Origin of the sequence: Pseudomonas germanica, assembly GCF_019614655.1 — a bacterium.
Classification (GTDB): Bacteria; Pseudomonadota; Gammaproteobacteria; order Pseudomonadales; family Pseudomonadaceae; genus Aquipseudomonas; species Aquipseudomonas neuropathica.
The window spans coordinates 1,562,569-1,587,720 of the sequence record NZ_CP071586.1 but is presented as its reverse complement, the minus strand read 5'-3'; the positions used below and the strand labels follow the sequence as shown (position 1 = coordinate 1,587,720).

Sequence of the window (25,152 nt, the reverse complement as noted above, 5' to 3'; positions counted from 1 at the left end):
AGGCATCAGATTAGTGGCAAATCCATCGCTGTCACGACTTTTTCGACACAATCCGGTGTCCTTCCATCGATTTGTACTTAGCCGCGGAACTCGCTGCGACCGTTGTACTTGGCCTTGCCATTCAACTGCTCTTCGATACGCAGCAGTTGGTTGTACTTGGAAACGCGGTCGGAACGGCACAGGGAACCGGTCTTGATCTGGCCAGCCGAGGTGCCCACAGCCAGGTCGGCAATGGTCGAATCTTCGGTTTCGCCCGAACGGTGCGAGATCACTGCGGTGTAACCGGCAGCCTTGGCCATCTGGATGGCTTCCAGGGTTTCGGTCAGGGTGCCGATCTGGTTGAACTTGATCAGGATCGAGTTGGCGATCTTTTTATCGATGCCTTCTTTCAGGATCTTGGTGTTGGTTACGAACAGGTCGTCGCCCACCAGCTGAGTCTTCTCGCCGATCTTGTCGGTGAGGATCTTCCAGCCAGCCCAGTCGGACTCGTCCAGACCGTCTTCGATCGAGATGATCGGATAACGTTCGGTCAGGCCTTTGAGGTAATCGGCGAAACCTTCAGCGGTGAACACCTGGCCTTCGCCGGACAGGTTGTACTTGCCGTCTTCGTAGAATTCGCTAGCCGCGCAGTCCAGCGCCAGGGTCACGTCGGTGCCCAGCTTGTAACCGGCGTTGGCCACAGCTTCCGAGATCACTTTCAGCGCGTCTTCGTTGGACGCCAGGTTCGGTGCGAAACCGCCTTCGTCGCCAACGGCAGTGCTCAGGCCACGGGCCTTCAGCACAGCTTTCAAGTGATGGAAAATCTCGGTGCCCATGCGCAGACCTTCCGAGAACGACTGGGCGCCAACCGGCTGCACCATGAATTCCTGGATGTCGACGTTGTTATCGGCGTGCTCGCCACCGTTGATGATGTTCATCATCGGTACCGGCATCGAGTAAACACCCGGAGTGCCGTTGAGGTTGGCGATGTGTGCGTACAGCGGCAGGTCCTGATCCTGTGCAGCAGCCTTGGCCGCAGCCAGGGACACGGCGAGGATGGCGTTGGCGCCCAGGGTTGCCTTGTTTTCGGTACCGTCGAGCTTGATCATCGCGTGATCCAGGGCTTTCTGGTCACTTGGGTCGGTGCCCAGCAGCAGATCGCGGATCGGACCGTTGATGTTGGCTACCGCTTTGAGCACGCCCTTGCCCAGGTAACGGCTCTTGTCGCCATCACGCAGCTCGAGTGCTTCACGCGAGCCAGTGGATGCACCGGACGGCGCGCAAGCGCTGCCGATGATGCCGTTGTCGAGAAGCACGTCCGCTTCCACGGTGGGATTGCCACGGGAGTCGAGAACTTCACGACCTTTGATGTCGACGATTTTTGCCATTGTTGTAAACACTCCAAAGTTGACGAAAACGACGCAGCTAGAGGAAATCTTTTTACCGTCGGCAAGGGGTGTGCAGCGGGCAGGCTTGCAGACGATAACGCTCATGCCCGAGGGCATGAGCGACAAATCGTGCGGTACTTTACCGGAGAATTGAGTGTTACGCGGTTTCTACCGTCGGAAAACTCTTCACCAGTTCGTCCAAAGCCTTGAGCTGGGCCAGGAATGGCTCCAGTTTGTCCAGACGCAAGGCGCAAGGGCCGTCGCATTTGGCATTGTCCGGATCCGGGTGCGCTTCGAGGAACAGACCTGCCAACGACTGGCTCATGCCCGCCTTGGCCAGATCCAGAACCTGGGCACGGCGACCGCCAGCGGAGTCGGCACGACCGCCAGGCATTTGCAGCGCGTGGGTCACGTCGAAGAATACCGGGTACTCGAACTGCTTCATGATGCCGAAGCCGAGCATGTCGACCACGAGGTTGTTGTAGCCGAAGCTCGAACCACGCTCGCAGAGGATCAATTGATCGTTACCCGCTTCCACGCACTTGTTCAGGATGTGTTTCATTTCCTGAGGCGCGAGGAACTGGGCTTTCTTGATGTTGATCACTGCATTGGTCTTGGCCATCGCGACGACCAGATCGGTCTGGCGCGACAGGAAGGCCGGCAGTTGAATGATGTCGCAGACCTCAGCGACGACCGCGGCCTGATCAGGCTCGTGGACGTCGGTGATGATCGGCACGCCAAAGGCTTGTTTGATGTCCTGGAAGATGCGCATGCCCTCTTCCAGGCCAGGACCACGATAAGAGGCCACAGAAGAACGGTTAGCCTTGTCGAAACTGGCCTTGAACACGTAAGGGATACCGAGTTTTTCGGTGACCTTTACGTACTCTTCGCAAACCTGCATGGCCATGTCACGGCTTTCCAGCACGTTCATGCCGCCGAACAGCACCATGGGTTTGTCGTTGGCAATTTCGATGTCGCCGACGCGGATGATCTTCTGTGCCATCGGGGTTACGCCTTCTTCTGGTGTTGAGCCAACGCTGCTTTGACAAAACCGCTGAACAGCGGATGGCCATCACGTGGTGTCGAGGTGAACTCAGGGTGGAACTGGCAAGCAACGAACCATGGGTGATCGGCCGCTTCAACCACTTCAACCAGCGCCGCATCAGCGGAGCGACCGGAAATTTTCAGGCCAGCTTCGATCAGCTGTGGCAGCAGGTTGTTGTTCACTTCGTAACGGTGACGGTGACGCTCGACGATCACGTCCTTGCCGTAGCAGTCGTGGACCTTGGAACCGGCTTCAAGCAGGCAGTCCTGAGCGCCAAGGCGCATGGTGCCGCCCAGGTCGGACGATTCGGTACGTACTTCAACGGCACCGGTCGCGTCTTCCCACTCGGTGATCAGACCGACCACCGGATGGCCGCTGGCGCGATCGAACTCGGTGGAGTTGGCGTCTTTCCAGCCCATCACGTTACGGGCGAACTCGATGACCGCCACTTGCATACCGAGGCAGATACCCAGATATGGAACCTTGTTTTCGCGAGCGTACTGAACGGCAGTAATCTTGCCTTCCACGCCACGCAGACCGAAGCCGCCCGGTACGAGGATCGCGTCGACACCTTCGAGCAGCGCAGTGCCCTGGTTTTCGATATCTTCGGAATCGATGTAACGCAGGTTGACCTTGGTGCGGTTGCTGATGCCGGCGTGACTCATCGCTTCGATCAACGACTTGTAAGCGTCCAGCAGCTCCATGTACTTGCCGACCATGGCGATGGTCACTTCGTGTTCCGGATTCAGCTTGGCGTCAACCACCGCGTCCCACTCGGACAGATCCGCGCTGCCGCATTGCAGGCCGAAACGCTCAACGACGAAATCGTCCAGACCCTGCGAGTGCAGGATGCCCGGGATCTTGTAGATGGTGTCGGCGTCTTCCAGTGCGATCACCGCACGCTCTTCAACGTTGGTGAACTGAGCGATCTTGCGACGCGACGAGATGTCGATCGGGTGATCGGAACGGCACACCAGCACGTCTGGCTGCAGGCCGATCGAACGCAGTTCTTTTACCGAGTGCTGGGTTGGTTTGGTCTTGGTTTCGCCAGCGGTGGCGATGTACGGCACCAGTGTCAGGTGCATCAGCATCGCGCGCTTGGCGCCGACTTCGAAACGCAGTTGACGGATGGCTTCGAGGAACGGTTGCGACTCGATGTCACCGACGGTGCCACCGATTTCAACCATCGCCACGTCAGCGTCACCGGCACCCTTGATGATGCGGCGCTTGATTTCGTCGGTGATGTGCGGGATCACCTGGATGGTTGCACCCAGGTAGTCACCACGGCGCTCTTTGCGCAGCACGTGCTCGTAGACACGACCGGTGGTGAAGTTGTTGTTCTGGGTCATGGTCGTGCGGATGAACCGCTCGTAGTGCCCCAGGTCCAGGTCGGTCTCGGCGCCGTCGTGGGTGACGAACACTTCACCGTGCTGGAACGGGCTCATGGTGCCCGGATCGACGTTGATGTACGGATCCAGCTTCAGCATGGTGACCTTAAGTCCCCGCGCCTCCAGGATGGCTGCCAATGAAGCCGATGCAATGCCTTTCCCCAATGAAGAAACAACACCGCCCGTGACGAATATGTAGCGCGTCATGAAAAACCCTAGAAGTCTGCGTTAAAGCGGTACGAGCCGCCGGGGAAAGCGAAGGAAGGCCGAAGCCCCCGATCACCTGCATTAATCACAGTGCACCTTTCAAAAAAACCGCCGCGTTGGGACAGACCGGCAGGTGAAACACCGGTACGTTGCTCGCTACACATTTTTTGGAATCGCCCAGCAAAGACTGCTTGGTAATCGGCAACTCCTGCAATTCAGGCGAATCCACAGAAGTTGTATCAAGAAGGGAGCGTAGTCTACCGGAATGCTCCTTTCAGCTCAAACCTTGATCTTCGTCTGTTGGCAGCCAATGCAATTTCCAGCCGTCCTGTGCATGACCATCAAGTCCCGGCAGGTTCGCCACCGCGAGCAATTCATCGCCGCGAAACAGCAGCGGCAATCTGCCACGCATGAAGCCCGGGACCGCGCGCTCATTGAGCAGGCGCTTGAGGTCACGGTGGCCGCGATCCGCCAGCTGCATGACTTCACCGCCCTGACGATAGGCAATGCGCAAAGGCCCGACGGGAGTCTGCCCGCTGAACGTGACATGTCCGTTATCGGCCAAGCGTAGCGCTGACGCCGGGCTCTGCCACTCGACGCCGATCACTGGCGTGCGCAACCAGTTGCCACTCAGCCACCACAGACGCCCGGCGCTGCGGTGAAGCTCGCCATCGGCCAGACGCCATACCGGTGAAGCATCGTGAGCGGCATCGCACAGATTTTTCCAACCCGACCAGTGGTCGGTATCTGGCAGTTGCGTGAAGGGTTCGAGCCAATGGCTGATCGCGTTTCGTTGCCGGGCAGCAGACAGTGCGGCGAGTGGCGCCAGTTCCAGCGACGGTAAAACCAGCCATTCATAATCATGAGCAGTCGCGGCTTGCGCCAGATCGATCTGCGCCAACTCATCGAGCAGCCCCTGAGCTTCACGCAGATGCGCGGCGCTGCGGGCCATGTTCGCCTGCGCTTGCGGCCAGCGCTCGCTCAGCACCGGCATGACCTGATGGCGCAGGTAATTGCGCGAGAACTGTCGATCCTGATTTGACGGATCTTCGATCCAGCTTAACGAGTGAGCCTGCGCGTAACGTTCCAGCTCGGCTCGAGTGACATCCAGCAACGGGCGAATCAACATGCCCTGCCCCACTGGCCTTTGCTGCGGCATTCCCGACAATCCGCGCACTCCCGCACCACGCAGCAGCCGGAACAGCAGTGTTTCCGCCTGATCATCACGGTGCTGACCAGTGATTAACGCCTCATTAGCTTGGGTCAGCGCACTGAACACGGCGTAACGCGCATCCCGCGCCGCCCGCTCCAGACTCGCGCCTGGTTGCACCGTCACCTGCTCGATCAGCAACGGCACTCCCAGCGCATCACACACGGACTGGCAATGTTGCGGCCACGCATCAGCCGCAGCCTGAAGGCCGTGATGGATATGGATAGCGCTTAGCGCGGGGATGGATTCGGTTTTTGCCAGATCGGCAAGCAGGTGCAGCAGGACGGTGGAATCGAGACCACCGGAAAACGCGATACGCCAATGAGCGGCATTGCGCCAAGGCTCAAGGTTGTGCAAAAGCCGTGAAGGCAAATCAATCATGGACTGCCCCATATTTAACTCTTTGCCCCAAAACAAATGTAGGAGTGAGCCTGCTCGCGATAGCGGTGTGACAGCCAACACATTGGTTGAATGTTACGCCCTCATCGCGAGCAGGCTCACTCCTACAGGGGTATTGCGCTCGACTTAGAGACCGTAGCTCATCAGTCGATCATAACGGCGCTTCAGCAACGCTTCGTTATCGAACTTCTTCAGCATCGCCAGTTGCGAGCTCAGCTCGGCACGGATCGATGCAGCCGCAGCCGCCGGATCACGGTGCGCGCCGCCCAGAGGCTCGCCAATCACCTTGTCGACAATGCCCAGGCCTTTCAGACGCTCGGCGGTGATGCCCATTGCTTCAGCAGCATCCGGCGCTTTTTCGGCGGTTTTCCACAGAATCGAAGCGCAACCTTCCGGCGAGATTACCGCGTAGGTCGAGTACTGCAGCATGTTTAGCTGGTCGCAGACGCCAATGGCCAGTGCACCACCGGAACCACCCTCACCGATAACGGTGGCGATGATCGGGGTCTTCAGGCGCGACATCACGCGCAGGTTCCAGGCGATCGCTTCGCTCTGGTTACGCTCTTCAGCGTCGATGCCAGGATAGGCACCCGGGGTGTCGATGAAGGTCAGGATCGGCATTTTGAAACGCTCGGCCATCTCCATCAGACGGCAAGCCTTGCGGTAGCCTTCCGGACGCGGCATGCCGAAGTTACGGCGCACCTTCTCACGGACTTCACGACCCTTCTGGTGACCGATGATCATCACCGGCTGGTCTTCCAGACGGGCGATACCGCCAACGATGGCCGCGTCGTCAGAGAAGTGACGGTCACCGTGCAGTTCGTCGAACTCGGTGAAGATATGCTCGATGTAGTCGAGGGTGTACGGGCGTTTCGGGTGACGCGCCAGGCGTGCGATCTGCCAGCTGGTCAGCTTGCCGAAGATGTCTTCGGTCAGCGTTTTGCTCTTGTCCTGCAGGCGGGAGATCTCATCGCCGATATTCAGCGAATTGTCATTACCGACCAAGCGCAACTCTTCGATCTTGGCTTGCAGGTCGGCGATCGGCTGTTCGAAATCTAGAAAATTCGGGTTCATAGGCGTCCGTCTTGGGTCGTGTCCCAAATGAGCTTGGGCCGGCCGGTTGTCTATTCGCGCCCTACCTTAAGGGAGAGGCGCGCTGAGGTCGAGATTAAAAATTCAGGTTGCGGGCAAGCGCCATGATGGCACTTGCCGGTCAACGGTATTGGAGGAAGACGTTGTCTCGCCCGAACTGGTCACGCAGGGCTTGAATCAACGCATCCGCCGGATCGATCCGCCAGGTCTCGCCGAACTGCAGCAAGGTCTTCGCATCCGGGCTGGTGTACTCCATGGTGATCGGGCACGCGCCGCGATGACGCTTGAGCAAATCCCCCAACCAGCGTAGCTGATCGCCTTTCAGATCCTGGGTTTGCAGCTTCAGGCGCAGGCTTTCGGCCAGATTGGTGCGCGCGTCTTCCATGCTCATCACACGTTTGACCCGCAGGCGCAGGCCACCGGAGAAGTCATCGTTGCTGACTTCGCCTTCGACCACCACCATCGCGTCGGTCTGCAACAACGACTGCGCAGAATGGAACGCATCGGCAAACAGCGACGCCTCAATCCGCCCCGAACGGTCGTCGAGGGTGATGAAACCCATCTTGTCGCCCTTCTTGTTCTTCATCACCCGCAGGGCAATGATCATCCCCGCCACGGTTTGCGTATCGCGCGCCGGCTTCAGGTCGATGATGCGCTGACGGGCGAAACGGCGGATCTCGCCTTCGTATTCGTCGATCGGGTGACCGGTCAGGTACAGGCCCAAGGTGTCTTTCTCACCTTTGAGGCGCTCCTTGAGAGTCAGCTCCTTGGCCTTGCGGTGCGACGCATACACGTCGGCGTCTTCCTCGACAAACAGCCCGCCAAACAGGTCGGCGTGACCAGAGTCGTGGGTACGCGCGGTCTGCTCGGCCGCCTTGATCGCCTCTTCCATCGCTGCCAGCAGCACGGCGCGGTTGCGGTCGATGTTGGCCTGATAAGCCTTCTGTTCGTCATGGAAGTACGGCCCCAGACGATCCAGCGCACCGCTGCGGATCAAGCCGTCGAGGGTACGTTTGTTGATGCGCTTGAGGTCGACCCGCGCGCAGAAATCGAACAGATCCTTGAACGGACCTTCCTGACGCGCCTCGGTGATCGCCTCAACCGGGCCTTCACCAACACCTTTGATCGCGCCCAGGCCGTAAACGATGCGGCCGTCGTCGTTCACCGTGAACTTGAACTCCGAAGTGTTCACGTCCGGCGCATCGAGGCGCAGCTTCATCGTGCGCACTTCCTCGATCAAGGTCACGACCTTGTCGGTGTTGTGCATGTCCGCAGAAAGTACCGCTGCCATGAACGGCGCCGGGTAGTGAGCTTTCAGCCACGCAGTCTGGTACGAGACCAGGCCGTAGGCGGCGGAGTGGGATTTGTTGAAGCCGTAACCGGCGAATTTTTCTACCAGGTCGAAAATGTTACCGGCAAGGTCGGCGTCGATGTTGTTGGTCGCGCAACCTTCAATGAAACCGCCGCGCTGCTTGGCCATTTCTTCGGGTTTTTTCTTACCCATCGCCCGACGGAGCATGTCCGCACCGCCAAGGGTGTAACCGGCCATGACCTGAGCAATCTGCATCACCTGTTCCTGATACAGGATGATGCCGTAAGTCGGTGCCAGAACCGGCTTCAAACCTTCGTACTGGTAATCCGAGTGCGGATACGCCAGTTCGGCGCGGCCGTGCTTACGGTTGATGAAGTCGTCCACCATGCCGGACTGCAGCGGGCCCGGACGGAACAGGGCCACCAGTGCGATCAAGTCTTCCAGGCAGTCGGGCTTGAGCTTTTTGATCAGCTCTTTCATGCCGCGCGATTCAAGCTGGAACACCGCGGTGGTTTCAGCTTTCTGCAACAGCGAGTACGTCGGTTTGTCGTCCAGCGGGATAAACGCGATATCCAGCGGCGGCTCGTTGACCTTGGCGCGATCACGGTTAATGGTTTTCAGCGCCCAGTCGATGATCGTCAGGGTCCGCAGACCGAGGAAGTCGAACTTCACCAGACCGGCCGCTTCAACGTCGTCCTTGTCGAACTGGGTCACCAGACCGTCACCGGCCTCATCGCAATAGATTGGCGAGAAGTCAGTCAGTTTGGTCGGCGCAATAACCACACCACCGGCGTGTTTACCAACGTTACGCACAACGCCTTCGAGCTTGCGCGCCATTTCCCAGATTTCCGCAGCTTCTTCATCAACCTTGATGAAGTCACGGAGGATTTCTTCCTGCTCGTAGGCTTTTTCCAGGGTCATGCCGACTTCGAACGGAATCATCTTCGACAGACGATCCGCCAGGCCGTAGGACTTGCCCTGCACCCGCGCTACGTCACGCACCACCGCTTTTGCGGCCATGGAACCGAAAGTGATGATCTGGCTTACCGCGTTGCGGCCGTACTTCTCGGCCACGTAGTCGATCACCCGGTCGCGACCGTCCATGCAGAAGTCGACGTCGAAGTCGGGCATGGATACCCGTTCCGGGTTAAGGAAACGTTCGAACAGCAGGTCGTATTCCAGCGGATCGAGGTCGGTGATCTTCTGTACATAAGCCACCAACGAACCGGCACCCGACCCACGGCCCGGACCTACCGGCACGCCGTTGTTCTTGGCCCACTGGATAAAGTCCATAACGATGAGGAAGTAACCGGGGAAACCCATCTGGATAATGATATCCAGCTCAAAATTCAGTCGGTCGACGTAGACCTGACGCTTGGCTTCGTAGTCTTCGGTGGTGTCCTTGGGCAGCAGCACCGACAAGCGTTCCTCCAGACCGTCGAAGGAGACTTTGCGGAAATACTCGTCGATGGTCATGCCATCGGGAATCGGGAAGTTGGGCAGGAAGTGAGTGCCCAGTTTCACTTCAATGTTGCAGCGCTTGGCGATCTCGACGGTGTTTTCAATCGCGTCGGGAATATCGCTGAACAGCTCGATCATTTCCTCGGCGCTTTTCAGGTATTGCTGATCGCTGTAATTCTTCGAGCGCCGTGGATCGTCGAGGGCACGCCCCTCACCGATGCACACGCGGGTTTCGTGGGCGGCGAAGTCTTCCTGCTTGATGAAACGCACATCGTTGGTCGCCACCAGCGGCGCGCCGAGCTTGTCGGCGAGGGCGACGGCACCGTGCAATTGTTCTTCATCGTTGGGACGGTTGGTGCGCTGGATTTCCAGATAGAAACGATCCGGGAATACCGCCATCCATTCGCGCGCCAACGCTTCAGCTTCAGCCGGGTTGCCGCCGATCATGGCCATGCCGATCTCGCCTTCTTTGGCGGCGGACAGCATGATCAGGCCTTCGTTGGCTTCAGCAACCCACTCGCGCTCGACGATGATCATGCCGTTGCGCTGGCCTTCGATGAAGCCGCGCGAGATCAACTCGGTGAGGTTGCGATAGCCCTTGGCGTTCATCACCAACAGGCTGAGCCGGCTCAGCGGTGCGTCCGGGTCCTTGTTCGACAGCCACAGGTCGGCGCCGCAGATCGGCTTGATGCCCGCGCCCATGGTGTTTTTGTAGAATTTGACCAGGGAACACATGTTGTTCTGGTCGGTGACCGCGACCGCCGGCATGTTCATGGCCGTCAGTGCCTTGACCAGCGGCTTGATCCGCACCAGCCCGTCGACCAGGGAGTATTCAGTGTGCAGGCGTAGATGAACGAATGAAGCCGGCATAGTGATCCTGTCCAGTTACATAGAGACAACAAGGCCCGGATTGTACCGGGCCTCGAACAAAACATCAGCCTTGCGACTAAACCTGCGTCAGACCTTCCAGCGCTTCGTAAGCCAGACGCACCGGGGCGAACGAGCGCCGGTGAATCGGCGTCGGGCCAAGACGCGACAAGGCTTCCAGATGAACGGGCGTCGGGTAGCCTTTATGGCCACCGATGCCGTAACCCGGATAGATCAATTCGAAGGCAGCCATTTCGCGGTCGCGGCTGACCTTGGCCAGAATCGACGCAGCAGCAATCGCCGGCACCTTGCCGTCGCCCTGCACCACCGCTTCGGCGCGCATCGGCAGTTGCGGGCAGCGGTTGCCGTCGATCATCGCCAGTTTCGGCTGAATGTGCAGGCCGGCCACCGCGCGCTGCATGGCCAGCATGGTCGCGTGCAAGATGTTCAGCTCGTCGATTTCTTCGACTTCGGCGCGCGCAATACACCAGCTCAAGGACTTTTCGATGATTTCGTCGTAAAGCTTTTCGCGCTTGGCCTCAGTGAGTTTCTTCGAGTCGTTGAGACCGAGGATCGGCCGGTTCGGATCGAGGATCACCGCCGCCGTCACCACCGCACCGCACAACGGGCCACGACCGACTTCATCAACGCCGGCCACCAGCTCTTCAACTTCGGCGACCAGGGTGAAATCCAGGCCCATCTGCATGCTTGTCTTGCTCATCGCGTTTGACCGATCAGGTTAAGGACGGCGTCCGCCGCCTGATTGGAGGCATCCAGCCGCAACGTGCGGTGGATCTCGTCGAAACCACGGGTCTGTTCTTCGCCACCTTCGATCAGTGGCGACAGGGTCTGTGCCAGCGCGTCGACTGTCGCATCATCCTGCAACAATTCCGGGACCAGCAGGCGCTGGGCCAGAAGATTCGGCAAGGACACGTAAGGGCTCTTGACCATGCGTTTGAGAATCCAGAACGTCAACGGCGCCAAACGGTACGCCACCACCATCGGCCGCTTGTACAACAGCGCTTCGAGAGTGGCGGTGCCGGAGGCGATCAACACGGCATTGCACGCTGCCAAGGCCAGATGGGATTTGCCGTCGAGCAAGGTCACCGGCAGATCACGCCCAACGAGCAGTTCTTCAAGTTGCGCACGGCGTTCAGGATTGGCGCACGGGATGACGAAGCGCAAACCCGGGCGCATCGCACGCAGACGTTCGGCGGTGTCGAGGAACAATGCCCCCAGACGGGAGACTTCGCCGCCGCGACTGCCGGGCATCAACGCCACCAGCGGGCCGTCGGGCAGGCCCAGCTCGGCACGCGCCGCAGCGCGATCAGCTTCCAGCGGAATGGTATCGGCGAGGGTGTGACCGACGAACCGAACCGGCACGCCCTTTTCTTCGTAAAATTTTGCTTCGAACGGCAGCAACGTCAGCATCAAGTCGCAGCCTTCGCGAATCTTCAGCACACGCTTCTGCCGCCACGCCCACACCGACGGGCTGACGTAATGCACGGTCTTGATCCCGGCCTGACGCAGCTTGAGTTCGATATTGAGGTTGAAGTCCGGAGCGTCGATACCGATGAAGACATCCGGTTTCTCGGCGACCAGCGTGGCGATCAGATCCTTGCGACGCTTGAGCAACTCACGCAAACGGCCGAGAACCTCCACCAGGCCCATGACCGACAAACGTTCCATGGGAAAGTAGGACATCAGACCTTCAGCCTGCATCAACGGGCCACCGACGCCGATGAACTCGACGGCCGGATGCTGAGCCTTGAGCGCGCGCATGAGGCCGGCACCGAGAATGTCACCGGAAGCTTCACCCGCCACCAGCGCAATACGCAGATTGGCCATGATCAGCGCGTGATGCCGCGAGTCGACGACTGGATGGAGTCGCGGAATATCGCAACTTCCGGGTATTGCGCAGCCGGTTCAGCCAGTTCGGCCAGCGCCTGCTCAACCGTCAGACCTTGGCGATAAACGGTTTTGTAAGCGCGACGCAGGGTATGAATCGCGTCTTCGCTGAAACCACGACGGCGCATGCCTTCGAAGTTCATGCTGCGCGCTTCTGCGGGATTGCCGAACACGGTGACGAACGCAGGAACGTCCTTGCCGATCGCAGTGCCCATACCGGAAAAGCTGTGAGCGCCGATGTGGCAATACTGGTGAACCAGGGTGAATCCGGAAAGGATCGCCCAGTCATCCACGTGCACATGCCCGGCCAACGCGGTGTTGTTGACCAGAATGCAGTGATTGCCGATGACGCTGTCATGCCCGATGTGGGCATAAGCCATGATCAGGTTGTGATCGCCCAGCGTGGTTTCCGAACGGTCCTGCACGGTGCCACGGTGAATGGTCACGCCTTCACGGATGACATTGTGGTCACCGATCACCAGGCGAGTTTCTTCGCCTTTGTACTTCAGATCGGGCGTGTCTTCGCCTACCGAGGAAAACTGGTAGATGCGATTGTGCTTGCCGATGCGGGTCGGGCCTTTGAGGATTACATGCGGCCCGATCACGGTACCCTCGCCGATTTCCACACCTGCGCCGATGATCGACCACGGGCCGACCTCGACGCCATCAGCCAGAACGGCCGACGGATCGATGATTGCGCGAGGGTCAATCAAACTCATAGCTTGCGTTCCGCGCAGATGATTTCAGCCGAGCAGACCGGCTTGCCATCAACCGAGGCCTGGCATTCGAACTTCCAGATCTGACGCTTGCAGCTGATGAACTTGGCTTCGAGGATCAGTTGATCGCCCGGCAACACAGGCTGGCGGAAGCGCAGCTTGTCGGAACCGACGAAGTAGTAAAGCGTGCCGTCGGCAGGCTTCACATCAAGCATTTTGAAACCGAGGATCCCGGCAGCCTGAGCCATCGCTTCGATGATCAGTACGCCCGGCATGATTGGATGCGCAGGGAAGTGACCATTGAAGAACGGTTCATTGATGCTGACATTCTTGTAGGCGCGAATGCGCTTGCCCTCAGTGTCCAGTTCCACCACCCGGTCCACCAGCAGGAACGGGTAACGGTGAGGCAGGTATTCGCGAATCTCGTTGATGTCCATCATTTCGGGGGGAAGCCTATGTAAAGATTGGGAGCGCGACTGACGCGCACTCCTCTAGCAAATCAAGGAGGCAGTCTAGAGGCTGTGCACACTTGATATGGAAATGGTATCAGCCATCAGATGAAGCATTGCCGTCAGGGGTCACTTCCCCTACGCGCTTTTCCAGCTGTTTCAAACGCCGCGCGATGTCATCGAGCTGACGGATGCGGGCCGCGCTTTTGCGCCATTCGGCCGCCGGTTGCATGGCTGTGCCGGAAGAATAGGCACCCGGCTCGGTAATCGAGTGAGTCACCATGGTCATCCCGGTCAGGAAAACGTTGTCGCAAATATCAATATGGCCGACCAGGCCAACACCGCCGGCCAGCATACAATGCTTGCCGATTTTGGTGCTGCCGGAGATCCCGACGCAGGCCGCCATGGCAGTGTGATCACCGACCTGAACGTTGTGGGCGATCTGGATCTGGTTGTCGAGCTTCACGCCATTGCCAATGACGGTATCGGCCAGCGCGCCGCGATCGATGGCGGTATTCACGCCAATCTCGACATCGTCACCGATGGTCACGCCACCGATCTGGGCAATCTTCTGCCAGATGCCTTTTTCGTTGGCAAAACCGAAGCCTTCACCACCGAGCACCGCACCGGACTGGATCACAACACGCTTGCCGATGCGCACGTCGTGATACAGCGTCACGCGTGGGGCGAGCCAGCCGCCTTCACCGATTTCGCTGCGGGCACCAACAACGCAATGTGCACCCAGTGTCACCTGCGCGCCAATTCGCGCACCGGCTTCGATCACCACAAAAGGGCCAATGCTGGCGCTTGGATCAACCACCGCGTCCGCCGCAATCACCGCTGACGGATGGATACCCGCAGAGGCTTTTGGCTTGGGATCGAACAGGTGGGAGATACGCGCGTAAGCCAGGTAAGGATCAGGCACCACCAACGCATTACCGGCAAAACCTTCGGCATCGGCCTCTTTGAGCAACAGTGCTGCCGCCTGCGAGCCCGTCAGGTATTTGCGATATTGAGGATTTGCCAGAAAGCTCAACTGAGCTGGGCCAGCCTCTTGCAAAGTGGCTAGCCCAGTAATTTGCTTCTCAGGGTCGCCACGCAGGGTGGCGCCGAGGAACTCGGCCAACTGGCCGAGCTTGATAGTCACGGTCATGGGTTACTTCAGCTGATTCATGCGCTCGATTACCTGGCGCGTGATGTCGTACTGAGGCTTGACATCGATCACTGCGCCACGCTCGAACACCAGGTCAAAACCACCTTTCTTGATGACTTCTTCCACTGCGCTATCCAGTTTCGGCTTCAGTTGCTTGAGCATTTCGCGGTCGGCAACGGCCTTGGCTTCGTTCAGTTCCTTGGACTGGAACTGGAAGTCACGGGCCTTTTGCTTGAATTCCAGCTCCAGACGCTCGCGCTCACCTTGCTGCATTTTGTCACCACCGGCCATCAGACGGTCCTGAATGCCCTTGGCGCTGCTTTCCAGCGTCTTCAGCTTGGTCAGTTGCGGACCGAACTTCTTCTCGGCATCAACGGCGTATTTCTTGGCCGCGTCGGATTCGAGCAAGGCCATCTGATAGTTCAGAACAGCGATTTTCATGTCGGCAAATGCCGGGCCTGCCACCATCAAGGAGGCCAGGAGAACCAATTGAGTCAACTTACGCACGATGCACTCCTACAAAATCCATTGTCGTTATCTTGGGTCAGACGCTTAGAACGTCTGGCCGAGGGAGAATTGGAACACTTGAGTTTCAGCCTCATCCGGCTTCTTGATCGGCATGGCCAACGCGAAGCTCAGAGGACCCAGTGCGGTGACCCAGGTCACACCCACACCCACGGAACTGGCCATGTTGCTCAGGCTGATGTCGTTGCACTTGGTGTTCGACGTCGAGCCGTTCGCATTGGTAGTGTCCTTGCACTGCGAGTCAAATACGTTACCCACATCCCAGAATACCGAAGTACGCAGGGAGCGCTGATCTTTTACGAATGGCAGCGGGAACAGAACCTCGACACCACCCTGGATCAGGACGTTACCACCGAACGGCAGCGGATCCTGGTCGGGGTCAGCCAGCGTGCCCGGGTTGGTACCACGGCTCGGCGTACTGCGTGGGCCGAGGGTGCTGTCCTTGAAGCCACGAACCGAGTTGAAACCACCAGCATAGTAGTTTTCATAGAACGGCAAGCCGTCAGTCCCGCCGTAACCGTCGCCATAACCCAATTCGGTGTGCAGACGCAGGGTGTAGTTCTCGCTGATCGGCTGGAACAGCTGACCGCGGTAATCAAGTTTGTAGAACGACAGGTCACTGCCCGGAATGGTGGATTCCAGAGTCAGGCTCTGGGAACGGCCACGGGTCGGCAATACACCTTTGTTCAGGGTGGACTCGGACCAGCCGGCCGACGCCTTGAAGTTCAGGTACTTGTCGCCTTCCTTGTTAACGAAGTCGAAAATCTCGTCAACGGTGTAGGTACCGGTCTTGATCTCGTCCTGTTGAACCGACAGGCCAAAGGTCAGACGCGAAGTTTCGCTGATCGGGTAGCCAACGTTGACGCCGGCACCCAGGCTGTCTACCGCATAGCTAGCTACATCGACGTCGAGGTCTTTGTAGTCAGTGGTGCGATAGAACGCGTTGTAACCCAGGCTCACGCCATCGGCGGTCCAGTACGGGTCAACGTAGCCGAAGTTGTAGCGGCTCTGGTATTCGCTGCGAGTCAGGCCGATGCTGACGCGGTTACCGGTACCGAGGAAGTTGTTCTGGGTGATCGAACCACCGAGGATCAGACCGGCGCTCTGGGCGAAACCGACGCTGGCGGTAATCGAACCGGAAGCCTGCTCTTCAACGCTGTAGTTAACATCTACCTGGTCGTCGACACCCGGAACAGCCGGGGTTTCAACGTTGACCTCTTTAAAGAAGCCCAGACGCTCAAGACGGGTCTTGGACTGGTCGATCAGGTAAGTCGAAGCCCAGCCGCCTTCCATCTGACGCATTTCACGACGCAGCACTTCGTCTTCGGACTTGGTGTTGCCACGGAAGTTGATGCGGTTGACGTAGGCACGCTTGCCCGGATCAACAGCGAACAGGATATCGACGGTGTGATCTTCATCGTGCGGCTGAGGTACGCCGTTGACGTTGGCGAAGGTGTAACCCTCGTTACCCAGACGACGGGTGATCAACTCAGACGTGGTGGTCATCAGTTTGCGCGAGAACACCTGCCCCTTCTGCACGAGCAGCAGGGACTTGACCTGATCTTCAGGGACTTTCAGATCACCACTGAGCTTGACGTCACGAACGGTGTACTTCTCGCCTTCGGTAACGTTGACAGTGATGTAGACGTGCTTCTTGTCCGGGGTGATCGACACCTGGGTCGAAGCGATATCCATGTTGATATAGCCACGATCCAGGTAGTAGGAACGCAGACGCTCCAGGTCACCGGACAGTTTTTCACGGGCGTACTTATCATCGTTCTTGAAGAACGACAGCCAGTTGGTGGTCTTCAGTTCGAACAGGTCGGTCAGGTCTTCCTCAGGGAAAACCGTGTTGCCCACCACGTTGATGTGCTGAATCGCCGCAACGGTGCCTTCGTTGATCTTTACCTTCAGACCCACGCGGTTACGCGGTTGCGAGACCACTTCGGTATCAACGGTAGCCGAGTAGCGACCTTGCGCGACGTACTGACGCTGCAGTTCGTTACGCACGCCCTCAAGGGTGGCACGCTGGAAGATCTCGCCTTCGGCCAGACCGGACTGTTTGAGACCTTTCATCAAGTCTTCAGTGGAGATCGCCTTGTTGCCTTCGATCTCGATACTGGCGACCGACGGGCGTTCAACGACCGTGATTACCAGAACGTTGCCTTCGCGGCCCAGCTGGATATCTTGAAAGAAACCGGTTTTGAACAACGCACGAGTGGATTCCACCAGGCGACGATCATCCGCCTGCTCACCGACGTTCAACGGCAAGGCACCAAAGACGCTACCCGCGGAGACCCGCTGGAGGCCATTGACGCGAATATCAGAGATAGTGAAGGACTCGGCGTGAACTTCGGCGATCATCAATACGGTGAGAACCGCAGTTAGCAGCAGACGTTTCATGAAGTCCTTTCTTATTCCAACTGGCAATAAACAAACTGCCGCAAAATGCGGCAGATTCGCAATTCAGCGAAGCGTTACAGACGACCCAGATCGTTGACCAGAGCAAGCAACATCACCCCGACCACCAAACTGATACCGATCTGTATCCCCCAACCTTGCACCCGATCCGACAAGGGGCGACCACGCGCCCACTCGATCAGATAAAACAACAAATGCCCCCCATCCAGTACAGGAATGGGCAGCAAATTCAGAACGCCCAGGCTAATACTCAGATAAGCAAGGAAATTCAGGAAATCAGCGACGCCCGACTGGGCAGAAGCGCCCGCCACTTTAGCAATGGTTATCGGTCCACTCAAGTTTTTTACCGAGAGCTCGCCGAACAGCATTTTCTTCAGAGAATCGAGCGTCAGAATGCTCATGGTCCAAGTGCGACGGGCACCCTCACCAATCGCGGCCAACGGACCATAACTGACTTCGCGAATCATCTCCGGTGGCCAGTCGACAGCTTTTACGCCAGCCCCTAGATATCCGCTGGGCGATTTGCTCTCACCGCGCGCCGCAAGGGTCACAGGGACGTCGATTTGAGCATTGTCGCGCTCAATGCGCAGCATGATTTTGGTATCAGGGCGCGTACGTACCGTATCAACCACTTGCTGCCAGTCATTGAGCACCTGACCGTCGAGCGCCAACAGACGATCGCCGGTCTTCAGGCCGGCCGCCTGGGCCGGGCCTTTCGGATCAAGCTCGGCAAGCACCGGCGGCAAGGCCGGGCGCCATGGACGAATCCCCAGAGAGCGAATCGGATCCGGTTCATCTGCGCCTTTGAGCCAGTTATCCAGCTTCAGTTCTCGTGGTGAATCGACAGTCGTGCCCTGTTCGCGCACCAGCAACTGCAGGGAACCGCTTTCACCAAGGCGCCGGACCAATTGCAGATTGACGGCAGCCCAACCGGTAGTCGGCTCACCATCGACAGCAACAATTTCCTGACCAGCGCTCAAACCGGCACTGGCGGCGATACTGCCGGACTCAACTGCACCAATGACCGGGCGAATCTGCTCGCTGCCGAGCATGGCCAATACCCAAAAGAACACCAACGCCAACAGGAAGTTGGCAATGGGGCCGGCGGCAACAATGGCGATACGTTGACGCACGGATTTGCGGTTGAACGACTGGTCAAGCTGATCGACTGGCACTTCGCCTTCGCGCTCATCGAGCATCTTGACGTAGCCACCCAACGGTATCGCCGCGATTACAAATTCGGTGCCTTGCTTGTCATGCCAGCGCAGCAACGGCATGCCGAAGCCTACGGAAAAGCGCAGAACCTTGACGCCACAGCGACGCGCGACCCAGAAATGGCCGAATTCGTGAAAGGTGACCAGCACACCCAAGGCGATCAGGGTGCCGGCAATCATATAGAGCGCGCTCATCTACTTTCTCCGCAATCCTGTTCAGTGTCGCGTGTAGCCATTGTGTTGCAAATTCTATCGATCGTGACGCTTCAACCATTGCTCAGCCAGGACTCGCGCCTTGGCATCAGCCGTAAACACGGCATCGAGATCTGCCAATGCAACAACCGGCTCGAGGTTCAAGGCTTCCTCGATGATACTCGCGATTTCCAGGTAACGGACCCGTCCGTCGAGAAACGCCGCCACCGCCACTTCATTGGCCGCATTGAGCATCGCCGGAGCGCTGTCGCCAGCCTCGGCAGCTTGCCGCGCCAGACGCAGGCAAGGGAAGCGTTCTTCATCCGGCGCCTCGAAATCCAGACGCGCGACGGCGAACAGATCCAGCGGTGCTACACCGGAATCAATGCGCTCCGGCCAGGCCAGGGCATTGGCAATCGGCGTACGCATATCGGGATTGCCCAACTGCGCCAGTACCGAACCGTCGACATAATCGACCAGCGAGTGAATCACGCTCTGCGGGTGAATCACCACCTCGACCTGCGAAGGCTTTGCATCAAACAACCAACAAGCCTCGATCAGTTCAAGACCTTTATTCATCATGCTGGCCGAATCGACCGAAATCTTGCGCCCCATGGACCAGTTAGGGTGCGCACACGCCTGATCAGGTGAAACATGCGCCAATTCACTCATGGGCGTCTGTCGGAACGGACCACCAGAGGCCGTGAGTAAAATCCGACGGACACCGACCGAGCTCAATCCACGAGCAAAATCCTGTGGCATGCACTGGAAAATCGCGTTGTGTTCGCTGTCGATCGGCAGCAGTACTGAACCGCTCTTGCGCACCGCTTGCATGAACAAGGCGCCGGACATCACCAGCGCCTCTTTATTGGCCAGAAGAATCTTCTTGCCCGCTTCAACGGCCGCCAAGGTCGGACGCAGCCCTGCTGCACCAACGATTGCTGCCATCACCGCGTCGACTTCCGGAGCAGCAGCGACCTGACACAGGCCCTCCTCCCCTACTAATACGCGGGTCGGCAAACCGGCGGCACGCAAATCGTCCTGCAAACTGCGCGCGGCAGTTGCCTCGGGCACCACAGCGAATTGCGGCACGTGGCGCACGCACAAGGCGAAAAGCTCGCTCAAACGCGTGAAACCACTCAACGCGAAAACCTGATATCGCTCAGGATGACGAGCAATGACATCGAGCGTGCTCAGGCCGATCGAGCCCGTCGCACCCAAAACGGTAATCTGTTGTGGGCGACTCACGGTGCAGCCATCCACAGCAGCACGGCGAAGACCGGAATGGCCGCGGTCAGACTGTCGATACGATCAAGCACGCCGCCATGACCGGGCAGCAGATTACTGCTGTCCTTGATACCGGACTGACGCTTGAACATGCTTTCGGTCAGATCGCCAACCACGGAGATGAAGACGATCAGCGCAGCGCCAATCAAGCCTTTAAGCAACTCGGCGACGGTCCAGTCGCGGACAAACGCGACAATGGCGGTAATCAGCAGACTCAGCACCAGACCACCGTACACGCCTTCCCAGCTTTTACCCGGACTGACTTGCGGGGCGAGCTTGCGCTTGCCGAATTTGCGCCCGGAGAAGTAAGCACCAATATCGGCACCCCAGACCAACACCATCACCGCCATGATCAGCCAGTTACCTAGCGGGTACTGCTTGATCTGCACCAAACCCTGCCAGGCCGGCAACAGAATCAGCAAGCCAATGACCAGTTTGGTGGCAGCCGTGGACCAATGCTCGCTGGAACGCGGATACGTCAGCACAAGGTAAGTCGCCACCGCCCACCAGAGCACCGAAGCCCCCAGCACCCACGGTGCCAGGCCCGGCAGTACATACATGACGAACAACATCAATGCGACGACCGCAGCATACCCGACGCGGAACGATTGAGCGGTAAATCCCGCCAGACGCGCCCATTCCCAAGCCCCCAGACTCACGACCAGACCGATGAACAGGGCAAAACCCGAACCTTCGAGCAAGAAAAAACCGCACAAGGCGATCGGCAGCAGGATCAGCGCAGTGATGATTCGTTGTTTAAGCATTAAACCCGGGCTCCAGCTTCGACCTGTTCGCTCGTTTTACCGAAGCGACGCTGGCGCGAAGCGAAATCGGCCAGCGCATTACGCATGGCATCGTGTTTGAAGTCCGGCCAGAACAGGTCGGAGAAGTACAACTCGGCGTAAGCCAGTTGCCACAGCAAGAAGTTGCTGATGCGGTGTTCGCCACCGGTACGGATGCACAGGTCCGGCAATGGCAGATCGCCGGTCGCCAGACAGGTTTGCAGCAGATCCGGGGTGATGTCTTCCGGGCGCAGGTGCCCAGCCTGAACTTCACGCGCCAGACGCTGGGCAGCCTGTGCAATATCCCACTGACCGCCGTAATTGGCGGCGATTTGCAGGATGAAACGGTTGGCACCCGCCGTCATCGCTTCAGCTTCACGCATTGCTGCCTGAAGCTCCGGATGAAAGCGTGAACGATCGCCAATGATGCGCAGGCTAATGTTGTTGTCGTTGAGGCGCTTGGCCTCACGACGCAATGCCTTGAAGAACAGATCCATCAAGGCACTGACTTCATCGGCCGGGCGCTGCCAGTTTTCACTGGAAAACGCGAACAGGGTGAGCACCTCGACCTTGGCCTCGGCGCACACCTCGATGACGGCCCGCACAGCATCCACACCCGCTTTATGCCCGGCGACACCCGGCATAAAGCGTTTTTTCGCCCAGCGATTGTTGCCATCCATGATGATCGCGACATGGCGCGGCACCGCGGACGGCGCAGTCTGCTTGGTCTTGTCCATTAAAAGCTCGAACCTTATACGGCCATCAGATCCGCTTCTTTTTGCTTGGTAGCCGCGTCGATATCAGCTTCAGCCTTGTCGGTGATTTTCTGAATATCGGCAGCAGCACGACGTTCTTCGTCTTCGCTGATTTCTTTGTCCTTGACCAGTTTCTTCAGCTCACCCAAAGCGTCACGACGAATGTTGCGCACGGCAACACGCGCGTCTTCGGCAGCACTGCGCGCCTGCTTGGTGAAGCCCTTGCGGGTTTCTTCAGTCAGGGCAGGCATGGAGATCAGCAACAACTCGCCCAGGTTGGTCGGGTTGAGGTTCAGACCAGCGCTCTGGATTGCCTTGTCGACTGCGGCGAGCATATTGCGCTCGAAGGCAACGACTTGCAGGGTGCGCGAGTCTTTTACAGTGATATTGGCCACTTGGGTGATGGAAGTGTCTGCGCCGTAGTACGGCACCATCACGCTACCCAGAATGCTTGGGTGAGCCTTGCCGGTACGAATCTGACCAAAGGCGTGTATCAGAGAGTCCAGGGATTTCTGCATGCGCTCTTGAGCGTCTTTTTTGATTTCGTTGATCATTGTTGACCTTCCTCGATCAGGGTGCCTTCAGCGCCGCCATGGACGATGTTCAGCAGGGCACCGGGCTTGTTCATGTTGAATACGCGCAGCGGCATTTTGTGGTCGCGGCACAGGCAAATAGCGGTCAGATCCATAACGCCCAGCTTGCGATCCAGTACTTCATCATAAGTCAGATGATCGAACTTCTCGGCATGCGGGTCTTTGAACGGGTCAGCGGTGTAGACGCCATCGACCTTGGTCGCCTTGAGCACGACATCGGCATCGATTTCGATTGCACGCAGGCAGGCTGCCGAATCCGTGGTGAAGAACGGGTTGCCGGTACCGGCAGCGAAGATCACGACGTCTTTGGAGTTCAGGTGACGCATGGCTTTGCGGCGATCGTAGTGATCGGTCACACCCACCATGGAAATCGCCGACATCACGATGGCCGAGATGTTGGCTCGTTCCAGCGCATCGCGCATGGCCAGGGCGTTCATCACAGTGGCCAGCATGCCCATGTGGTCACCCGTCACCCGATCCATACCGGCTTTGCTCAGGGCTTCGCCACGGAACAGGTTGCCACCGCCGATCACCAGACCGACCTGTACGCCGATGCCGACCAGTTGGCCGACTTCCAGCGCCATCCGATCCAGCACTTTTGGATCGATCCCGAACTCTTCCGAGCCCATCAGGGCCTCGCCGCTAAGCTTGAGTAGAATGCGTTTATAGCGAGCCTGATAACCACTGCCCTGCTGAGCCATTGCGAATCTCTCCTGCGGCGTATTTAAAAATTCTTTGCGAGCTGTTTACAGCTGGCGTTCACTCTAGCTTGGCGCTGCTTCAGCGCCATCGGAACATGGCTTTGTAAGTCAGTTCCAAGTGGAAACCAATTAAAAATTGGCAACCCCATCTGAAAAGAGGCTGCGCGCGTAAGCGGGCAGCCTCTTTCGGGCGACAGTTGAAAAACCGTCTTATTGCTTGGCGGCAGCCAGCTGGGCAGCAACTTCTTCAGCGAAGTTGTCGACCGGCTTCTCGATGCCTTCGCCTACTTTGTAGTAAGTGAAGGAAACGATTTCTGCGCCGCCTTTCTTGGCCAGCTCGCCAACCTTGATTTCAGGGTTCTTGACGAACGCCTGCTCAACCAGGCTTGCTTCTGCCAGGAACTTGCTGATACGGCCTTTGACCATGTTCTCAACAATGTTTTCTGGCTTGCCTTTGATCTTCTCTTCGTTCAGCTGCAGGAACACAGCTTTTTCACGCTCGATCGCTTCAGCCGAAACTTGCGAAGGCAGCAGGAACTCAGGGTTGCTAGCAGCGACGTGCATCGCGATGTCTTTGGCCAGCTCGACGTCACCGCCTTTCAGAGCCACAACAACACCGATCTTGTTGCCGTGCAGGTACGAACCTACAACGTCACCTTCGATACGGGTCAGACGACGGATGTTGACGTTCTCGCCTACTTTGGCAACCAGCGCTTCACGAGCAGCTTCTTGCGAAGCGATCAGCGGAGCAGCGTCGGTCAGCTTGTCAGCGAAGGCTTTTTCAACGCTGGCAGCAACGAAGTTTTTGAAGTCGTCTTGCAGGGCCAGGAAGTCGGTCTGCGAGTTCACTTCCAGGATAACGGCAGCTTTACCGTCGTCCTTGATTGCGATTGCGCCTTCAGCGGCAACGTTGCCAGCCTTTTTCGCAGCCTTGATCGCGCCCGAAGCACGCATGTCATCAATGGCTTTTTCGATGTCGCCGTCAGCCTTTTCCAGGGCTTTCTTGCAGTCCATCATGCCTTCGCCGGTACGCTCGCGCAGTTCTTTAACCAACGCTGCAGTAATTGCTGCCATTTTCAAATTCCTCTTGGATAGGTTTTCAACCATTCCACCCGATCGAACGGGCGTTCAATTCTTCCCGAGCCCCACCTTGTAGCTGCTGCACGTTACAGGAGCTGTAGCTGCGCTGCCGACAAATGGTTTTCGAGGTGGCAAAAAGGGGGCCAAGCCCCCTTTTTGCTTACTGAGTTAACGCCAGGGCGCTAATTACTCAGCTGCAGCCTGAGTTTCTTCAGCTGCGAATTCTACAGTGCCGCCAGCAACATTGTTGCGACCACGGATCACTGCGTCAGCCATCGAACCCATGTACAGCTGGATAGCGCGGATTGCGTCATCGTTGCCTGGGATGATGTAGTCAACGCCTTCCGGGCTGCTGTTGGTGTCGACAACGCCGATTACCGGGATGCCCAGCTTGTTGGCTTCGGTGATCGCGATGCGCTCGTGGTCAACGTCGATCACGAACAGTGCGTCTGGCAGACCGCCCATGTCCTTGATGCCGCCCAGCGAACGATCCAGCTTTTCCAGGTCACGGGAGCGCATCAGCGCTTCTTTCTTGGTCAGCTTGGCGAAAGTACCGTCTTCGGCTTGAACTTCAAGGTCACGCAGACGCTTGATGGAAGCACGAATGGTTTTGAAGTTGGTCAGCATGCCGCCCAACCAGCGGTGATCGACGTACGGCGAACCGCAACGTGCTGCTTCTTCAGCAACGATCTTGCCAGCGGAACGCTTGGTGCCGACGAACAGAATCTTGTTTTTGCCCTGGGCCAGACGCTCTACGAAAGTCAGAGCTTCGTTGAACATTGGCAGGGTTTTTTCAAGGTTGATGATGTGAATCTTGTTACGCGCGCCGAAAATGTACTTACCCATTTTCGGATTCCAGTAACGGGTTTGGTGACCGAAGTGCACACCGGCCTTCAGCATATCGCGCATATTGACTTGGGACATGATAGTTCCTTAATAAGTCGGGTTTGGCCTCCACGTATCCCAATGACCAACCAGTGGCATAAAGCCAAAAGCACCCAGGTCATCGTGTCGACACGTGTGTGGAT

At 58.0% G+C, this 25,152-nt stretch carries 21 protein-coding genes; all 21 read right to left on the bottom strand.

Annotated elements, in window-relative coordinates; genetic code table 11:
* Positions 1-77 precede the first annotated feature (77 nt).
* Complete coding sequence (gene eno / locus J0G10_RS06875) at positions 78-1,367, bottom strand: phosphopyruvate hydratase (RefSeq protein WP_220558171.1); 1,290 nt, start codon at positions 1,365-1,367, stop codon at positions 78-80.
* Between the two features lie 157 nt (positions 1,368-1,524).
* Positions 1,525-2,370 carry a 3-deoxy-8-phosphooctulonate synthase gene (gene kdsA / locus J0G10_RS06870; RefSeq protein WP_095050406.1) on the bottom strand — a complete coding sequence of 282 codons (846 nt, stop codon included), beginning with the start codon at positions 2,368-2,370 and terminating at the stop codon, positions 1,525-1,527.
* Between the two features lie 5 nt (positions 2,371-2,375).
* The gene (locus J0G10_RS06865; protein WP_093436570.1) at positions 2,376-4,007 is read right to left on the bottom strand and encodes a CTP synthase; all 1,632 of its coding nucleotides are present in this window, start codon (positions 4,005-4,007) and stop codon (positions 2,376-2,378) included.
* 274 nt (positions 4,008-4,281) lie between these two features.
* On the bottom strand, positions 4,282-5,610 hold the full coding sequence (gene tilS, locus J0G10_RS06860; RefSeq protein ID WP_220558169.1) for a tRNA lysidine(34) synthetase TilS: 1,329 nt from the start codon (positions 5,608-5,610) through the stop codon (positions 4,282-4,284).
* A 132-nt stretch (positions 5,611-5,742) separates the two neighbouring features.
* Positions 5,743-6,690 (bottom strand): acetyl-CoA carboxylase carboxyltransferase subunit alpha, encoded by a 948-nt coding sequence (locus J0G10_RS06855; protein WP_038357918.1) that lies wholly within the window; start codon positions 6,688-6,690, stop codon positions 5,743-5,745.
* Positions 6,691-6,829: 139 nt separating this feature from the next.
* Positions 6,830-10,351: a DNA polymerase III subunit alpha gene (gene dnaE, locus J0G10_RS06850; RefSeq protein ID WP_038357916.1), complete on the bottom strand. Its 3,522-nt coding sequence runs from the start codon at positions 10,349-10,351 to the stop codon at positions 6,830-6,832.
* A 76-nt stretch (positions 10,352-10,427) separates the two neighbouring features.
* A complete protein-coding gene (gene rnhB / locus J0G10_RS06845) occupies positions 10,428-11,054 on the bottom strand; it encodes a ribonuclease HII (protein WP_093436573.1) in 627 nt (208 codons plus the stop codon).
* 11 nt (positions 11,055-11,065) lie between these two features.
* Positions 11,066-12,196, bottom strand: coding sequence for a lipid-A-disaccharide synthase (gene lpxB, locus J0G10_RS06840; RefSeq protein WP_220558167.1), 1,131 nt, complete (start codon positions 12,194-12,196; stop codon positions 11,066-11,068).
* A gap of 2 nt (positions 12,197-12,198) precedes the next feature.
* The gene (gene lpxA, locus J0G10_RS06835; RefSeq protein WP_038357910.1) at positions 12,199-12,975 is read right to left on the bottom strand and encodes an acyl-ACP--UDP-N-acetylglucosamine O-acyltransferase; all 777 of its coding nucleotides are present in this window, start codon (positions 12,973-12,975) and stop codon (positions 12,199-12,201) included.
* A complete protein-coding gene (gene fabZ / locus J0G10_RS06830; protein ID WP_003222142.1) occupies positions 12,972-13,412 on the bottom strand; it encodes a 3-hydroxyacyl-ACP dehydratase FabZ in 441 nt (146 codons plus the stop codon). Before fabZ ends, lpxA begins: the two co-directional genes overlap by 4 nt.
* 106 nt (positions 13,413-13,518) lie before the next feature.
* Complete coding sequence (lpxD, locus tag J0G10_RS06825) at positions 13,519-14,574, bottom strand: UDP-3-O-(3-hydroxymyristoyl)glucosamine N-acyltransferase (RefSeq protein ID WP_095050403.1); 1,056 nt, start codon at positions 14,572-14,574, stop codon at positions 13,519-13,521.
* Between the two features lie 3 nt (positions 14,575-14,577).
* Complete coding sequence (locus J0G10_RS06820) at positions 14,578-15,081, bottom strand: OmpH/Skp family outer membrane protein (protein ID WP_007908849.1); 504 nt, start codon at positions 15,079-15,081, stop codon at positions 14,578-14,580.
* 45 nt (positions 15,082-15,126) lie between these two features.
* Positions 15,127-17,502 (bottom strand): outer membrane protein assembly factor BamA, encoded by a 2,376-nt coding sequence (bamA, locus tag J0G10_RS06815; protein WP_095050402.1) that lies wholly within the window; start codon positions 17,500-17,502, stop codon positions 15,127-15,129.
* 74 nt (positions 17,503-17,576) lie between these two features.
* The gene (gene rseP / locus J0G10_RS06810) at positions 17,577-18,929 is read right to left on the bottom strand and encodes a sigma E protease regulator RseP (RefSeq protein WP_220558166.1); all 1,353 of its coding nucleotides are present in this window, start codon (positions 18,927-18,929) and stop codon (positions 17,577-17,579) included.
* Positions 18,930-18,983: 54 nt separating this feature from the next.
* A complete protein-coding gene (gene ispC, locus J0G10_RS06805; protein WP_220558164.1) occupies positions 18,984-20,174 on the bottom strand; it encodes a 1-deoxy-D-xylulose-5-phosphate reductoisomerase in 1,191 nt (396 codons plus the stop codon).
* Complete coding sequence (locus J0G10_RS06800) at positions 20,171-20,977, bottom strand: phosphatidate cytidylyltransferase (RefSeq protein ID WP_093436592.1); 807 nt, start codon at positions 20,975-20,977, stop codon at positions 20,171-20,173. The genes ispC and J0G10_RS06800 overlap by 4 nt, the downstream gene beginning before the upstream one ends.
* On the bottom strand, positions 20,977-21,732 hold the full coding sequence (gene uppS / locus J0G10_RS06795) for a polyprenyl diphosphate synthase (RefSeq protein WP_007908854.1): 756 nt from the start codon (positions 21,730-21,732) through the stop codon (positions 20,977-20,979). Before uppS ends, J0G10_RS06800 begins: the two co-directional genes overlap by 1 nt.
* A gap of 14 nt (positions 21,733-21,746) precedes the next feature.
* Positions 21,747-22,304, bottom strand: a complete 558-nt coding sequence (frr, locus tag J0G10_RS06790) for a ribosome recycling factor (protein WP_095050399.1) — start codon at positions 22,302-22,304, stop codon at positions 21,747-21,749.
* Positions 22,301-23,044 (bottom strand): UMP kinase, encoded by a 744-nt coding sequence (gene pyrH, locus J0G10_RS06785; protein ID WP_003222124.1) that lies wholly within the window; start codon positions 23,042-23,044, stop codon positions 22,301-22,303. The genes frr and pyrH overlap by 4 nt, the downstream gene beginning before the upstream one ends.
* Before the next feature lie 210 nt (positions 23,045-23,254).
* On the bottom strand, positions 23,255-24,118 hold the full coding sequence (gene tsf, locus J0G10_RS06780; RefSeq protein ID WP_093436595.1) for a translation elongation factor Ts: 864 nt from the start codon (positions 24,116-24,118) through the stop codon (positions 23,255-23,257).
* A 192-nt stretch (positions 24,119-24,310) separates the two neighbouring features.
* Positions 24,311-25,048 carry a 30S ribosomal protein S2 gene (gene rpsB / locus J0G10_RS06775; RefSeq protein ID WP_003222119.1) on the bottom strand — a complete coding sequence of 246 codons (738 nt, stop codon included), beginning with the start codon at positions 25,046-25,048 and terminating at the stop codon, positions 24,311-24,313.
* Between the last annotated feature and the right edge of the window lie 104 nt (positions 25,049-25,152).

Excerpts from the sequence above, each read along its gene's own strand:
- eno (WP_220558171.1), bottom strand. The coding sequence starts at position 1,367 with ATGGCAAAAATCGTCGACATCAAAGGTCGTGAAGTTCTCGACTCCCGT.
- kdsA (WP_095050406.1), bottom strand. The coding sequence starts at position 2,370 with ATGGCACAGAAGATCATCCGCGTCGGCGACATCGAAATTGCCAACGAC.
- J0G10_RS06865 (WP_093436570.1), bottom strand. The coding sequence starts at position 4,007 with ATGACGCGCTACATATTCGTCACGGGCGGTGTTGTTTCTTCATTGGGG.
- tilS (WP_220558169.1), bottom strand. The coding sequence starts at position 5,610 with ATGGGGCAGTCCATGATTGATTTGCCTTCACGGCTTTTGCACAACCTT.
- J0G10_RS06855 (WP_038357918.1), bottom strand. The coding sequence starts at position 6,690 with ATGAACCCGAATTTTCTAGATTTCGAACAGCCGATCGCCGACCTGCAA.
- dnaE (WP_038357916.1), bottom strand. The coding sequence starts at position 10,351 with ATGCCGGCTTCATTCGTTCATCTACGCCTGCACACTGAATACTCCCTG.
- rnhB (WP_093436573.1), bottom strand. The coding sequence starts at position 11,054 with ATGCAGATGGGCCTGGATTTCACCCTGGTCGCCGAAGTTGAAGAGCTG.
- lpxB (WP_220558167.1), bottom strand. The coding sequence starts at position 12,196 with ATGGCCAATCTGCGTATTGCGCTGGTGGCGGGTGAAGCTTCCGGTGAC.
- lpxA (WP_038357910.1), bottom strand. The coding sequence starts at position 12,975 with ATGAGTTTGATTGACCCTCGCGCAATCATCGATCCGTCGGCCGTTCTG.
- fabZ (WP_003222142.1), bottom strand. The coding sequence starts at position 13,412 with ATGATGGACATCAACGAGATTCGCGAATACCTGCCTCACCGTTACCCG.
- lpxD (WP_095050403.1), bottom strand. The coding sequence starts at position 14,574 with ATGACCGTGACTATCAAGCTCGGCCAGTTGGCCGAGTTCCTCGGCGCC.
- bamA (WP_095050402.1), bottom strand. The coding sequence starts at position 17,502 with ATGAAACGTCTGCTGCTAACTGCGGTTCTCACCGTATTGATGATCGCC.
- rseP (WP_220558166.1), bottom strand. The coding sequence starts at position 18,929 with ATGAGCGCGCTCTATATGATTGCCGGCACCCTGATCGCCTTGGGTGTG.
- J0G10_RS06800 (WP_093436592.1), bottom strand. The coding sequence starts at position 20,977 with ATGCTTAAACAACGAATCATCACTGCGCTGATCCTGCTGCCGATCGCC.
- uppS (WP_007908854.1), bottom strand. The coding sequence starts at position 21,732 with ATGGACAAGACCAAGCAGACTGCGCCGTCCGCGGTGCCGCGCCATGTC.
- frr (WP_095050399.1), bottom strand. The coding sequence starts at position 22,304 with ATGATCAACGAAATCAAAAAAGACGCTCAAGAGCGCATGCAGAAATCC.
- pyrH (WP_003222124.1), bottom strand. The coding sequence starts at position 23,044 with ATGGCTCAGCAGGGCAGTGGTTATCAGGCTCGCTATAAACGCATTCTA.
- tsf (WP_093436595.1), bottom strand. The coding sequence starts at position 24,118 with ATGGCAGCAATTACTGCAGCGTTGGTTAAAGAACTGCGCGAGCGTACC.
- rpsB (WP_003222119.1), bottom strand. The coding sequence starts at position 25,048 with ATGTCCCAAGTCAATATGCGCGATATGCTGAAGGCCGGTGTGCACTTC.